Source organism: Pseudomonas sp. PAMC 29040 (assembly GCF_003994535.1).
In the GTDB taxonomy this organism is placed as follows: Bacteria; Pseudomonadota; Gammaproteobacteria; order Pseudomonadales; family Pseudomonadaceae; genus Aquipseudomonas; species Aquipseudomonas paraversuta.
The window spans coordinates 310,431-324,293 of record NZ_RZAA01000002.1; the positions used below are offsets into that span (position 1 = coordinate 310,431).

The window sequence follows — 13,863 nt, forward strand, 5'->3', positions numbered from 1 at the left end:
TGTAGGAACGAGCTTGCTCGCGATGGTCGTTAACGCTAACGCGTGTTTACTGGATAAACGCGGCGCTATCGAGATCATCGCGAGACAAGCCCGCTCCTGCGGTTGAGGTAACAGGGCTTTTAACAGACAGGTATCAGGCGAATGCCTCCCTTGCTCGTTTATGGAAACTTATGAATATTTTGATCGTTGGGCCCAGCTGGGTCGGTGACATGGTGATGGCACAGACACTGTTCCAGTGCCTGAAACAGCGTCATCCGGATTGCGCAATCGATGTGCTGGCCCCCGAGTGGAGCCGGCCCATCCTTGAGCGCATGCCTGAAGTTCGTCAGGCCTTGAGCTTTCCGCTCGGCCACGGCGCACTCGAACTGGCCACGCGACGCAAGATCGGCAAGTCCCTCAAGGGTCAATACGATCAGGCAATCCTGCTGCCCAACTCGCTGAAATCGGCACTGGTGCCGTTTTTCGCCGGTATCCCCAAACGCACCGGCTGGCGCGGCGAGTTCCGCTACGGCCTGCTCAACGATGTGCGCAAGCTCGATAAAGACCGCTATCCGTTGATGATCGAGCGCTTTATGGCCCTGGCCTATGAGCCCGGGGCAGACCTGCCTCGGCCGTACCCGCGTCCTGCGTTGCAAATCGACCCGGTGAGTCGCGCTGCGGCACTGGGCAAATTCGGTCTGGCGCTGGACCGTCCGGTGCTGGCGCTGTGCCCGGGTGCCGAGTTTGGCGAGTCCAAGCGCTGGCCGTCGGAGCACTACGCGGCGGTGGCCGAGCAAAAAATTCGCGAAGGCTGGCAAGTCTGGCTGTTCGGTTCCAAAAACGATCACGGGGTGGGCGAAGACATCCGCGCGCGGCTGATTCCGGGGCTGCGCGAAGAGTCGGTCAACCTCAGCGGCGAGACTTCCCTGGCGGAAGCCATTGACCTGCTGTCGTGCGCCGATGCGGTGGTGTCCAACGATTCCGGGCTGATGCATGTGGCAGCGGCGCTTAATCGCCCGTTGGTGGCGGTGTATGGCTCCACGTCGCCGGGCTTCACCCCGCCCCTGGCCGACAAGGTCGAGATCGTGCGCCTGGGTCTCGATTGCAGCCCCTGCTTTGATCGTACCTGCCGTTTCGGCCACTACAACTGTCTGCGTGAGTTGATGCCGCAGCCGGTGGTTGAAGCCTTGCAGCGTTTGCACGGCTCTGTGGTCGAGGTCAAATAGGTGCGCGTCCTGTTGGTAAAAACCTCATCCCTGGGGGATATCATTCATGCCCTGCCGGCATTGACCGATGCGGCGCGGGCCATTCCGGGGATCACCTTCGACTGGGTAGTGGAAGAAGGTTTTGCCGAGATTCCGACCTGGCACCCGGCAGTGGGAAAAGTCATTCCGGTGGCCATTCGCCGCTGGCGCAAGAATATCTGGCAAACCATCAAGAGCGGTGAATGGCGGCGCTTCAAGCAAAGTCTGCGCGCCGAGAAATACGACCTGGTGCTCGATGCCCAGGGCCTGCTCAAAAGTGCCTGGCTGACGCGCTATGTCAAAGCTCCGGTGGCCGGCCTGGACCAGAACTCTGCCCGCGAACCGCTGGCCAGCCGCTTTTATCAACGCCGCCTGGCCGTAGCCAGGGGGCAGCATGCAGTTGAGCGCCTGCGCCAGTTGTTTGCCGTTGCCTTGGGCTACGACCTGCCCAAGGGGCTGGGCGATTACGGGCTCGATGTTGAGCGGCTGATTGAATTACCGCGCAACAAGCCATACGTACTGTTTTTGCATGGCACCACCTGGGATACCAAACACTGGCCTGAAGTGTACTGGCGCGATCTGGCGCTACGCATGGGACACAAGGGCATTGAAGTCCGCTTGCCCTGGGGCAACCCGGCGGAAAAGGCCAGGGCAGAGCGCATTGCCAGTGGCTTGGGCAACGCCGTGGTACTGCCCAGGCTGAACCTGGCGGGTGTTGCCAGGGTGCTGGCCAGCGCCAGTGCCTGTGTGGCGGTCGATACCGGCCTTGGGCATCTGGCAGCGGCACTGGATGTGCCCACCATCTCCCTGTTCGGCCCGACCAATCCCGGCCTCACGGGTGCCTATGGCAAGGTGCAGATTCACCTGGCCAGCGATTTTCCGTGTGCCCCGTGCCTGCAGAAAAAATGTACTTACCAGCCGACTGCACAGGACCAGCAGCGGTTTGATCTGAAGAGCGAGTGGCCTTTGTGCTTCACTCGCCTGAACCCCGAGCGTGTCGCAAGTCGATTAAGCACGTTGTTACTGGCTGAGGAACTGCGCTGATGCAACTGGCTTTTGTGTTGTACAAATACTTCCCGTTTGGCGGCCTGCAACGCGATTTCATGCGCATTGCCCTGGAGTGCCAGAAGCGCGGGCACCAGATCCGGGTCTATACCATGATTTGGGAAGGCGATATTCCGCCGGGCTTCGAAGTGCTGGTGGCGCCGGTCAAGGCGTTCTTCAACCACACCCGCAATGAAAAAATGCTCGCCTGGATGCAGGCCGATCTGGCCAAGCGCCCGGTCGATCGGGTGATTGGCTTCAACAAAATGCCGGGTCTGGACGTGTACTACGCGGCGGACGGCTGTTTTGAAGACAAGGCGCAGAACCTGCGGCACGCGATGTATCGCCATTTCAAGCGCTACAAGCACTTTGCCGAATATGAGCGTGCGGTATTCGACAAGGATGCTGCGACCGAAATCCTGATGATTTCCGAGGTCCAGCAACCGCTGTTTATCAAGCATTACCAGACCCCGTTGCAGCGCTTCCATTTGCTGCCACCGGGTATCGCGCTGGACCGCCGGGCACCGGCCAACGCGGCCGAGATCCGCGCCGAGTTCCGCCGCGAATTCCAGCTGGCCGATGACGACCTGTTGCTGGTGCAGATTGGCTCCGGGTTCAAGACCAAGGGTGTGGACCGCAGCTTGAAAGCTCTGGCCGCTTTGCCCCCTGAGCTTAAAAAGCGCACCAGACTGTTCGTGATCGGCCAGGACGACCCCAAGGTCTTCCAGCTGCAAAGCGCCACCCTGGGGCTGGGCGACCATGTGCAGTTCCTTAAAGGGCGCAGTGATATCCCGCGTTTCCTGCTGGGCGCCGATTTGCTGATCCACCCGGCCTATAACGAAAACACCGGCACGGTACTGCTGGAAGCACTGGTGGCCGGGCTGCCGGTGCTGGTCAGCGCAGTGTGCGGCTATGCCCACTACATCAGCGACGCCGATTGCGGGCGGGTGCTGGACGAGCCTTTCGAGCAGAACCAGCTCAATGAATACCTGACACACATGTTGTCCGACGATGCTGCGCGTGCGGCCTGGAGCCGAAACGGCCTGGCCTACGCGCAGACGGCCGACCTCTATAGCATGCCGCAGCACGCTGCGGATGTGATTCTGGCGGAGCAACACCGATGAAACTGATTCTTGCCGAACCGTTCAAAAGCTTGTGGGCCGGACGCGATGCGTTCACCGAAGTCGAGCGTCTGGAAGGCGAGGTATACCGCGAGCTGGAGGGTCGACGTACCTTGCGTACTGAAGTCGACGGGCGTGGTTTCTTTGTGAAAATTCACCGTGGCATTGGCTGGGGTGAAGTCTTCAAAAACCTGCTGACCGCCAAGCTGCCAGTACTCGGGGCGGGCCAGGAATGGCGTGCGATCAAGCGCCTGCATGAAGTCGGCGTACCGACCATGACGGCCGTCGCCTATGGCGAAAAGGGCAGCAACCCGGCCGCGCAGCACTCGTTCATCATCACTGAAGAGCTGGCGCCCACCGTCAGCCTCGAAGACTTCAGCCTCAACTGGGTCAAACAGCCGCCGCAGCCCAAACTCAAGCACGCGCTGATCGCCGAAGTGGCACGCATGACCGGCATGATGCACCGCGCTGGGGTCAACCATCGCGACTGCTACATCTGCCACTTCCTGCTGCACACCGACAAGCCGGTCACGGCGGACAATTTCCGCCTGTCCATCATCGACCTGCACCGTGCCCAGACCCGCACTGTGATCAGCAAGCGCTGGCGCAATAAAGACCTGGCGGCGCTGTACTTCTCGGCGCTGGACATCGGTCTGACACAACGCGACAAACTGCGCTTCCTGCGCGGTTATTTCCAGTTGCCGCTACGCCAGATCCTGCGCGAAGAAGCCCGCCTGCTGGCGTGGCTGGAAGGCAAGGCAAGCAAACTCTATGAACGCAAACTGCGTTATGGGGATGCACTGTAATGGCGGGTTGGAATCTGGAACCGGCTTACAGCGCTCTGGCAGCGGATTTTGGCACTCTGGACGCGGTCTTCGCCTTGCAGGGAGAGCACCTGACCCGCGACCCGCTGTCCGAAGTGATTCGCGTCGAGCGCGCCGGGGTCAACTATTACGTCAAGCGCTACACCGGAGCCGGTAAAGGCTTGCGCCGTTATCTGGGGCGGCCGCGGGTCAAATCCGAATGGCAAAACCTCAAGCGTTTCGCCAAGTGGGGCATTCCCACGGCAGAAGTCGTGGCCTGGGGCCTTGAGCGCAGCGGTGCGGCCTATGCCCGTGGCGCCCTGATTACTCGCGAACTGCCCAATACCCGCGACTTGTCAGAACTGGCCGACAACCACGATCCGTTGCTCAAGGATCGGCTCTGGGTCGACGGTGTGAGTCGTCAACTGGCTCGCTATACGCGGATCATGCACGACCACCGCTTCACCCATAACGACCTCAAGTGGCGCAACTTGCTGATCGACGATCAGGCAAAACTGTATTTGATCGACTGCCCCAATGGCGACTTCTGGCGCGGTTTCTGGCTCAAGTACCGCATCACCAAAGACCTGGCCTGCCTCGACAAAGTGGCCAAATACCACCTGTCTGCCACCCAGCGCCTGCGTTTTTATTTCCAGTACACGGGGCGTAATACACTCAATGCGGCGGACAAAGAGCGGGTTCGTCATATCGTGCGTTTCTTTGAGGGCCGGGAATGACTGATTTTATTGCAGGCACTGACCGCGCCTTGCTTGAGCGTAACGGGCTGGCCGACTTTGATGCATTGTGGGCCGTGCAACTGGACGCGGTGGACGAACCCAACACCAGTGGTGGTGGCTGGAGCAGCGTGTTTCGTATGGATCTGGAAGGCCAGGGCTTTTACCTCAAGCGCCAGAGTAATTACCTGACCCGCACCCTGCATAGCCCCCTGGGCGAGCCGAGTTTTGCCCGCGAGTTTCGCAATATCGAGCGCTACAAAACGCTGGGTATTCCGGCGCTGGAGGCCGTGTTCTTCGGCGAGCGCAAAGTGCCGGGCGAACGTCGGGCGATCCTGATGACCCGCGCTCTGGATGGCTGGAATGACCTGGATTCTTTGCTCGAACAGTGGCCGCAGCTGACAGCCGGGCAACAGCAGGCGATCTTGCAGGCATGCGGTCAACTGGCCCGCCGGCTGCACGCGGTGCGCCAGGTTCACGGCTGCTTTTATCCCAAACACATATTCCTGCAGCCTGACGGTGCGGCCTATCGCGCGCAACTGATCGATCTGGAGAAAACCCGCCCGTTGCTGCTGGGGCAGCGTGATCGGGTCAAGGACATCGAGCCGTTGCTGCGCCGGGCAGATGCCTGGACTGAAGCCGGGGTGCGCGCCTTGCTCGCCGCCTATCTGGAGCAACCGGCTGACAGCGGCCTGGTGGATGCGTTGTATCAGCGCCTTAACCTGCGCCGTAGCCGCAAAGGGGAACGTTGATGCGCCTGTCCGAATTGCAAAAAGCCGGGCGTGCGCCGGGTTTGCCGCTCAGCATTGAACTGGCGGACGCCGCCGGGCCGGCGCGGTTGCAACTATTGACCTTGCTGCGTGTATTGCCGGGCCAGCGCTATGTCGGCGCCGGTGTCTGGCGCGGGCGTGCGGTACTGGCCAAGTTGATGGTCGGCCCTAAAGCCGCGCGCAATTTTCAGCGTGAACTCAATGGCGTGCGTCTGCTGGCCGATCAAGGCCTGACCACCCCTTTGCTGCTGGCCGACGGTTTGCAGGAAGGCGAGGGCGGCTGGTTGTTGTTCGAATTTCTGGAAGACGCCCAAAGCCTCGATATGGCCTGGAAAGCCGTGCAGGCTCTGCCGGTACTGGCCGATGAGCAGCAAGCTGTTCTGGCAGAGGCCCTGGGGGCGATCGGGCAGATGCACCTCAAGGGGCTCTGGCAGCAAGACCTGCACCTGGACAACCTGCTGCGTCACAACGGCAAACTGTATTTGATCGACGGTGCGGGGATTTGCGTCGAAGAGGCGGGCAAGCCGCTGTCGCGACAAAAAGTACTGGAAAATCTCGGCGTGTTCTTCGCCCAGTTGCCGAAAAGCCTGGAGCCTTTTATCGAAGAATTGCTGGTGCATTACCTGCTCAGCAATGGTGAACACGCACTGCCGCTGGAAGCGCTGCTCAAGCAGGTGGAGAAAGTCCGTGCCTGGCGGCTGAACGATTTTTTGACCAAGGTCGGGCGCGACTGCACCCTGTTTAGCGTGCAGCGCGGGGCTTTTGCCCTGCGCGCCATTCGCCGCGACCAGGAGGCGGCGATGCTGCCGGTACTGGCTCAAGCCGATGCCTTGCTCGATCGGGGGCACCTGTACAAGACCGGTGGCGCGGCGAGTGTTGGCAAGGTCGAAGTGGCGGGCCGCACGCTGGTGGTCAAGCGCTACAACATCAAGGGCTTTGCCCACTGGCTCAAGCGCTTCTGGCGTCCGAGCCGGGCATGGCATTCGTGGCGCGAGGGCAACCGCCTGGGGTTTCTCGGCATTGCTACGCCCAGGCCGCTGGCGCTGCTGGAAACACGTTTTTGCTGGCTGCGCGGTAAAGCGTATCTGGTGACCGAGTACTTGCCGGGTGCGGACATCATCGAGCGCTTTGCGCCCTATGTTGAGCAGGGTAATGCGCCAGAAGTCGAGTTGCAGGCGCTGGATGGCCTGTTTGCCGATTTGATCCGCGAGCGCATCAGCCACGGAGACCTCAAGGGTCACAACGTGTTCTGGGACGAAGGGCGCTGGGCACTGATTGATCTGGATTCAATGTGTCAGCACCGCTCCCTGAGTAGTTTCGCCCCGGCCTATGTCCGCGACCGTGCACGCTTCATGCGTAACTGGCCGGTGGACAGTGCCTTGTATCAAGTGATCGACGGCCGCCTGCCAAGACAGCCCTGACCCCAACCCTCTGTAGGAGCGAGATTGCTCGCGAGCGTTTCGTTGCGGCGCTGGAAGAGCTCGCGAGACAAGCTCGCTCCTACAGGGGGGGATTCGATGTTTGTATCTGGCCCGGCGGCCCCCGGTAGCCCTGATCCCCCAACCCTCTGTAGGAGCGAGCTTGCTCGCGAGCGTTTCGTTGCGGCGTTGGAAGAGCTCGCGAGACAAGCTCGCTCCTACGGGGGGATTCGCTGTTTGTATCTGGTCCCGGCGGCCCCCGGTAGCCCTGATCCCCCAACCCTCTGTAGGAGCGAGCTTGCTCGCGAGCGTTTCGTTGCGGCGCTGGAAGAGCTCGCGAGACAAGCTCGCTCTACGGGGGGATTCGCTGTTTGTATCTGGCCCCGGCGGCCCCCGGTAGCCCTGATCCCCCAACTCTCTGTAGGAGCGAGCTTGCTCGCGAGCGTTTCGTTGCGGCGTTGGAAGAGCTCGCGAGCAAGCTCGCTCCTACAGGGGCGGGGGGGCGTTTAAAAGCGGTATTCGGCTCCGGCGCCGGCATACCACGAACGGCCCGGCGCGGCTTCGTAGAAGCGTCTATTGCCGTCGGCCACAATCACCGAACCCACGTACTGACGGTCCAGCAGGTTGTCCAGGCGCAAGGTCTGGTGGAAGGTCCAGTGCTCGACCTTCTGTTCAAACTTGGCCCGCCAGTTGAATACGCTATAAGCCGGCGCAGCTTTTTCGGTATTGGTGTCTTCAACGTAGACCTTGCTGCGGTACATGCCTTCGATGGCGGTGCTGACCCAGTCGGCCGGCTTCCAGTTCACTTCGGCAAACAAGGTGGTCTGCGGTACGCCTGGCAGGTAGTTGCCTTTGTCGACAGTACCTTTGGTGCTGGCGAAGTCGCTGTCGTAGGTCGCTTGCAGGCGGGTGTAGGCCAGGGTAGTGGTCCAGTGCTCGCTGAGCTGGCTTTCGATCCCCAGTTCAAACCCGCGGCGCAGGGTGCGGCCGGCGTTCTGGTAGGTCGTACGCCCGTCTCTATTGCCCAAAACCACCAGCTCATCTTCGGTGGTGATCTGGAACACGGCCGCGTTGATCCGGGTGTTGTCGATCTGCGCCTTGAGGCCCATTTCGTACTGCGTGCTTTCGGAAGGCTTGAGGCCGAAGTTAAAGCCAGTGCCGCTGGGTGAATAGGCCAGCTCGGCCTGGGTCGGGGTTTCAAAGCCTTTGCCTGCGCTGACATAACCATGCAGCTCAGGGGTGAAGGCATACATCACGCTGACCGACGGCGTGGCTTTTTCATAGCGCTTGGTGCCGCTGTCGTCGCCATTGCTCAAAAATTGATCATCGACGTCCATTTGCATGGTGCTGTAGCGCAAGCCGGCCTGCAGGGTCCAGTCGTCGATGGCCCAGTTGGCCTGTACATACGGATCGAGACTGCGGGCGGTATCGACCTCGTCGCGTACCAGCGCGCCTTTGACCCCCAGTTGGTCGCCTATGTAGTTGTTGTAACCGTGGCGACTGTCCTGGCTCTGGTCAAAGTCCAGACCACCAATCAGGGTCAGTTCGCCCGGCACGCCAGCCACAGGTTGCAGCCAGCGCAGGCTGCCACCGTAGAACTTGCGGTCGAACTGAACCACACCGCCGCCCTGGTTGTTGGAGGGGTTGAGAACTGGTGGCTTTCCTACATATTTGGGAATCGCCAGGTACTGAATAACGCTGCGGGTGCCGGTGTAGGCATTGACCTGCAGGGTGGCGTCGCCGATATAACGCTCGTAGTTCATCCCCAGTTGCTGGTGGTCGATGCTCTTGCGGGTGTTGTAGGTCAGGGCTGCGGGGGTCACCGAGCGCGGGTCGGCCTTGTAGGCATCCCAGCTTTGTCCCAGCGGGTCCTGGGTACCGTTTTGCTCAAGGCTGCTGTAAATCAGCGCCAGCTTGCTGTCTTCATCGGGGTGCAGGTTGAGCTTGGCAAAGGTCTGGTCACGACGTGCAGCGCTGTGGTCGCGGTAGCCGTCGGTGTCCATGCGCGAGGCATCGAGTACAAAGCCGACATCATCGGTGGCGCCTTCGGCAGTGAGGTGGTTTTTGCTCATGCCGTCGCTGCCGATCAGGGTTTCGGCACCAATGCGCGGCGGGCCTTCGCCATCACGGGAGAACATTTGAATAACCCCGCCGGCGTTGCTGCCGTACAAGGTGGCCGCCGGGCCACGCAACACTTCAATGCGCTCGGCGGTATCGAGGTTGAAGGTGGCGGCTTGCCCCTGACCGTCGGGAGTGCTGGCCGGGATACCGTCTGCAATCAACTTGATGCCACGCACGCCGAATGCCGAGCGCGCGCCAAAGCCACGGGAGGAAATTTGCAGGTCCTGGGCGTAGTTCTGACGGTTTTGCACCACCAGCCCCGGCACCCGGGATAAAACCTCCGAGGCATTAATCCCCAGTTGGCCGTCGCTGATTTGCTGTTGGCTGATGCTGTCTACCGAGTACGGCAGATCAAAACTCGGGCTGGCGCTGCGCGAGCCGGTGATGACGCTCGGGTCCAGTTCCAGGGTTTGGGCGGCGAAACCGGTGGAGGCCAGGCTCAGGCCGGGCAGCAGCATGGCAAGGCGTGTAGGTGCAAAAAATTTCATGGGCGGTTCAGGGATTCCGTGTGAAGCGACCTGTCTGGGCGACGGGTATCAGGCTAGCAGAGGGCGCGCAGTTTAGCGGGTGCCGCGCCGGATTGCTTGGCCAGGGCATGGGTGGCGGCTCGGGAGGCCTGTTCCAGGGCCGGGGAGCGCGGCAAATCGCGCTGGGTCATTCCCTCGCGCTTTACGCTATAATCCCGCCCTTTAGTTGTTTCTGCGCCTTGGGCGCAGCACACCATTTTTTCAGGCGCCTGCCGCCTGCCTGCATTCCAAAGAGGCACAACCTGTGGCATTGACGATTCTTGGCCTGTCCGGCGCCCTGAGCCATGACCCCTCCGCAGCCCTGTATATTGACGGCAAGCTGGTCGCAGCGGCGGAAGAAGAGCGATTTGTACGTGATAAGCATGCCAAGAACCGCATGCCCTACGAATCGGCGAAATTCTGTCTAGAACAGGCCGGTATCAAGCCTGGCGACGTTGACGTGGTTGCGATCCCTTTCGCACCGATCAGCTTGTTCGGCAAGGCGCGCTGGCATTATGCCAAGCGTTACTGGTACGCCCCGGACCGCGCCCTTGACGCGATCCTGATGGGCAACCGTCGCTACAAGCGCTATCGCAACAAGATCGTGTTCTGTCTTGAGCAACTGGGCTTCGATCCGAAAAAAATCAAGATCGAACCGGTTGAGCACCACCTGGCCCACGCCTCCAGCGCTTATCACTGCTCGGGTTTCAAAGAGAAAACCGCGATCCTCGGCATCGACGGCAAGGGTGAGTACGCCACGACTTTCTTCGGTTATGGCGAAAACGGCAAGATCACCAAGATCAAGGAATTCTTCGATCCGGACTCCCTGGGCGGCCTGTACGGCGCGATTACCGAGTTCCTCGGTTTCGAGATGCTCGACGGCGAGTTCAAGGTAATGGGCATGGCGCCGTATGGCGACGCCAGCAAATACGATTTCTCGCGTCTGGCCTCGTTTGAAAACGGCGAACTGGTGATCAACACCGAATACGCCAACGTCATCGGTCTGCGTCGCTACAAAGAAAACGGCAAGGGTTTCTACTTCTCGCCAAAACTGATCGAGTGGCTGGGGCCCAAGCGTGAAGGCGATATCGCCGACGAACCTTACATCCACTACGCGGCCAGCATGCAGGCGCTGTTTGAAAAACTGTCGCTGCAAATGATCGATTACTACCTGGGCGACATCCTCAAGGAGACCGGCAAGATGGCCTTTGCGGGCGGCTGCGCGTTGAACGTGAAGCTGAACCAGAAGATCATTGCCCGCCCTGAAGTCAAAGAGCTGTTTGTGCAACCTGCGTCCGGCGATGCCGGTACGGCAGTGGGCGCAGCAGCCTATGTGTCCCACGCTCGCGGCGTGCCGGTGGAGAAGATGGAACACGTCTATCTCGGCCCTGCGTACAGCAACGAAGACGTGATTGCGGCCTGTGCCCGTCACCCGGGCAAGCCGGCGTATCGCAAAATCGACAACACCCCTGAGCGCATCGCCAAGATCATGGTCGACGGCAACCCGGTGGCCTGGTTCCAGGGCCGCATGGAGTTTGGCCCGCGTGCCCTGGGCGGTCGTTCGATCATCGGCTGCCCGAGCAGCGAAGGCGTGGCTGACCGCATCAACGAACAAATCAAGTTCCGCGAGCGCTGGAGGCCTTTCTGCCCGTCGATGCTCGATACCGTGGGCCCGCAGATGATCAAGGTCGATCACCCTGCGCCATTCATGACCTTCACCTTTGAAGTGTCGGATGAGTGGAAGTCCCGTGTGCCTGAGGTTGTCCATGAAGATGGCACCTCCCGCGCCCAGGTGCTCAAGCGCGAATACAACCCGCGCTACTACGACATGATGAAAGCACTCGAAGTCCTGACCGGTAACGGTGTGTCGCTGAACACCTCGCTCAACCGTCGTGGCGAACCGATGGTTTGCTCGCCGACCGATGCGCTGAACATGTTCTTCGGCTCTGACCTGCAGTACCTGATCATGGAAGACATTCTGGTTGTTAAAGAAGGTGCGCAAACGTATGAATCGCTCGACTGAGCGCCATGTACTGCAGTTCTGCCATGGCTATGACGGGCCGTTTCTGGACTGCGCGCGTCAGTACGCCAGCCTGTTTGCCGGCACTGGCTATCGCGTTACCACGGTCTTTTTGACCGGGGCGGCCGATCCCGAGGTGGCTGCAGGTTGTGCGTCTGATGAAGTGCTGTTTATGGAATTCAGCTCAAAGGCCATACGTGGCCTGAAGCTGGGAGCCATCCGCGAGCTGCGTAAAATCGCAGCTTCGCGCAATTTCAGCTTTTGCATCGCCCATCGCTTCAAGCCGATTTATGTGGCCTTGCTGGCCACCGGTTTGCCGGTGATTGGCGTGCATCACGCCTTTGGCGATTATCAGCGTCGCAGTCGTAAAATTTTCGCCAACCTGTTCCGTAAACGCCTGAGCCTGCTGGGTGTTTCGGATGCGGTGCGTGATGACATGCGCCAGTGCCTGCCCAAGTGGCCGACCGGGCGCATCAGCACGCTGTACAACCGCATCGATGTTGCTGGCGTACAAGCCGGGCAGTTGCCGGGCACCCAGGCGCGTGAAGCGCTGGGGTTGTCGGTTGATGGCTTTATTGTCGGTAACGTCGGGCGCCTGCATCCGGACAAAGACCAGGCCACGTTGATCCGGGGTTTTGCCAGGGCGTTGCCGGGCTTGCCTGCCGACAGTCAGCTGGCAATTCTGGGCAAGGGCCGCCTGGAGCAGGACCTCAAAGAGCTGGCGACAGAGCTGGGAATTGCCGAGCACGTGAAGTTTTTGGGTCAGGTGCCTGATGCCCGTCGCTATTTCCGCGGGTTTGATGTGTTTGCCCTCAGTTCCGATCATGAACCGTTCGGCATGGTGCTACTCGAAGCCATGGCCGCTGGAGTTCCGCTGCTGGCCACGGCCTGTGGCGGCGCCAGGGAAGTGGTCGAAGGCGTCGGGATCCTGTTCCCGCTGGGTGATGCCGAGCATTTGGCCCAGGGCCTGCAACATCTGGCCGTGCTGGATGACGAACAGCGTCTGGCCTGTGCCGAGCTGATGCTGGCGCGCTTGCAGGAGCGCTTTAGTGATCAGGCCGTGCGCGACACTTTCTGGCATTTGCCGCAAGTTACCGACCTGACTGCGGAGTCCTGATGCTCAATCGATTTCAAGGCTGGCGCGAGCGTGGCTGGAGCGTTGTCGATGCTCCCGCTTATGCTGAGGCCTGGCAGCGTTTTGGCGGCAGTGTCGCGACCCATCCGCTGGTGGTCGAGCGCCTGGCCGCACTGGCCGGGATCCCGGTGCGTTATCTGGCGTGGGAGCAAAATGGCGAGCTCAAAGCGGCGATTCCTGCCTGGGGCCGTGATGTGGCCCTGTCCAAGGACGTGCTCAAGCGGCACGGCAAAAAAGGTCTGTTTGATCTGGGCAATGCCGAGTTGATCCTGCCCGCGGCCGCTGACGCCAATGCGCCGTTGCGCCATCGTGCACGTTATCTGTCGCAGCTCAACGAAGGTCGTTTCAGCAACCTGGTGCTGCAGCCCGAGCAGTTGGCCATGGCCCGTACCCCTGAAGAACTCTCGAAGAAGTTCCGCTATAACCAGCGCCGCGAACTGCGCTTGCTGGAAGAGGCGGGCGGTGTGGTACGTCCGGTGGCGGAGTTTTCCAGTGTTGAACTGGCCTCGATTTACTGCGATCTGTTTTTGCGCCGCTGGGGTTTTGTCGCCACCGGTGCCGAGCGCATGGCAGAGGTGATCGAGCTGTTGCGCGAGCTGTTGATCGGCTCGGTGATTTTCCTTAACAATTTGCCGATTGCTATTCAGTTGGTGTATCGCGTTGAATCGCCGCAGTGGATCAGCGTTGAGTATGTCAATGGCGGTGTCGATCCCGAAACCCGGGCCTTCAGTCCTGGCAGTGTGTTGAGCTTCCTCAACACCCAGTCGGCCTGGGAGCAGGCCCGTAGCCTGAACAAACCTTTGCGCTTTTCGTTCGGTCGCGCCGACCGCGAGTACAAAGAGCGGTGGTGCAACCCGGTGCCGGTCTTCAAAGTGTAAAGGTCTTGTAGGCGCGAGCTTGCTCGCGAGCTTTCCGTTATTGCGTGAAAAGATCGCGAGCAAGCTCGCGCCTACAGGAAATAAAAGCCT

11 protein-coding genes are annotated in these 13,863 nt (G+C 60.5%); 10 read left to right on the forward strand and 1 reads right to left on the reverse strand.

Going from position 1 to position 13,863, the window contains the following annotated elements:
- Positions 1-170: 170 nt before the first annotated feature.
- From waaF to WG29040_RS04380, 7 genes are read left to right on the forward strand one after another with little or no spacing between them, the layout of a single operon-like run.
- Positions 171-1,205: a lipopolysaccharide heptosyltransferase II gene (gene waaF, locus WG29040_RS04350; RefSeq protein ID WP_003438906.1), complete on the forward strand. Its 1,035-nt coding sequence runs from the start codon at positions 171-173 to the stop codon at positions 1,203-1,205.
- Positions 1,206-2,267, forward strand: a complete 1,062-nt coding sequence (waaC, locus tag WG29040_RS04355) for a lipopolysaccharide heptosyltransferase I (RefSeq protein ID WP_003438909.1) — start codon at positions 1,206-1,208, stop codon at positions 2,265-2,267.
- Complete coding sequence (locus tag WG29040_RS04360) at positions 2,267-3,391, forward strand: glycosyltransferase family 4 protein (protein WP_003438913.1); 1,125 nt, start codon at positions 2,267-2,269, stop codon at positions 3,389-3,391. The genes waaC and WG29040_RS04360 overlap by 1 nt, the downstream gene beginning before the upstream one ends.
- Entirely contained in the window at positions 3,388-4,194 is an 807-nt protein-coding gene (gene rfaP, locus WG29040_RS04365; RefSeq protein WP_010656268.1) for a lipopolysaccharide core heptose(I) kinase RfaP, read from the forward strand. Before WG29040_RS04360 ends, rfaP begins: the two co-directional genes overlap by 4 nt.
- A complete protein-coding gene (locus WG29040_RS04370) occupies positions 4,194-4,928 on the forward strand; it encodes a lipopolysaccharide kinase InaA family protein (RefSeq protein WP_127195722.1) in 735 nt (244 codons plus the stop codon). Before rfaP ends, WG29040_RS04370 begins: the two co-directional genes overlap by 1 nt.
- On the forward strand, positions 4,925-5,677 hold the full coding sequence (locus tag WG29040_RS04375; RefSeq protein WP_127195723.1) for a lipopolysaccharide kinase InaA family protein: 753 nt from the start codon (positions 4,925-4,927) through the stop codon (positions 5,675-5,677). The genes WG29040_RS04370 and WG29040_RS04375 overlap by 4 nt, the downstream gene beginning before the upstream one ends.
- A complete protein-coding gene (locus tag WG29040_RS04380; protein ID WP_010656267.1) occupies positions 5,677-7,116 on the forward strand; it encodes a lipopolysaccharide kinase InaA family protein in 1,440 nt (479 codons plus the stop codon). The genes WG29040_RS04375 and WG29040_RS04380 overlap by 1 nt, the downstream gene beginning before the upstream one ends.
- Before the next feature lie 503 nt (positions 7,117-7,619).
- Here the strand turns inward: WG29040_RS04380 and WG29040_RS04385 are convergent.
- On the reverse strand, positions 7,620-9,722 hold the full coding sequence (locus WG29040_RS04385; RefSeq protein ID WP_127195724.1) for a TonB-dependent receptor: 2,103 nt from the start codon (positions 9,720-9,722) through the stop codon (positions 7,620-7,622).
- Between the two features lie 283 nt (positions 9,723-10,005).
- On the opposite strand from WG29040_RS04385, the gene WG29040_RS04390 reads away from it, so the two are divergent.
- The 3 genes from WG29040_RS04390 to WG29040_RS04400 are packed head-to-tail and all read left to right on the forward strand — an operon-like array spanning position 10,006 to position 13,773.
- Positions 10,006-11,763, forward strand: a complete 1,758-nt coding sequence (locus tag WG29040_RS04390) for a carbamoyltransferase (protein ID WP_003438928.1) — start codon at positions 10,006-10,008, stop codon at positions 11,761-11,763.
- Positions 11,747-12,877, forward strand: coding sequence for a glycosyltransferase (locus tag WG29040_RS04395; protein WP_127195725.1), 1,131 nt, complete (start codon positions 11,747-11,749; stop codon positions 12,875-12,877). Before WG29040_RS04390 ends, WG29040_RS04395 begins: the two co-directional genes overlap by 17 nt.
- Positions 12,877-13,773, forward strand: a complete 897-nt coding sequence (locus WG29040_RS04400; RefSeq protein ID WP_003438932.1) for an antimicrobial resistance protein Mig-14 — start codon at positions 12,877-12,879, stop codon at positions 13,771-13,773. The genes WG29040_RS04395 and WG29040_RS04400 overlap by 1 nt, the downstream gene beginning before the upstream one ends.
- Positions 13,774-13,863 lie beyond the last annotated feature (90 nt).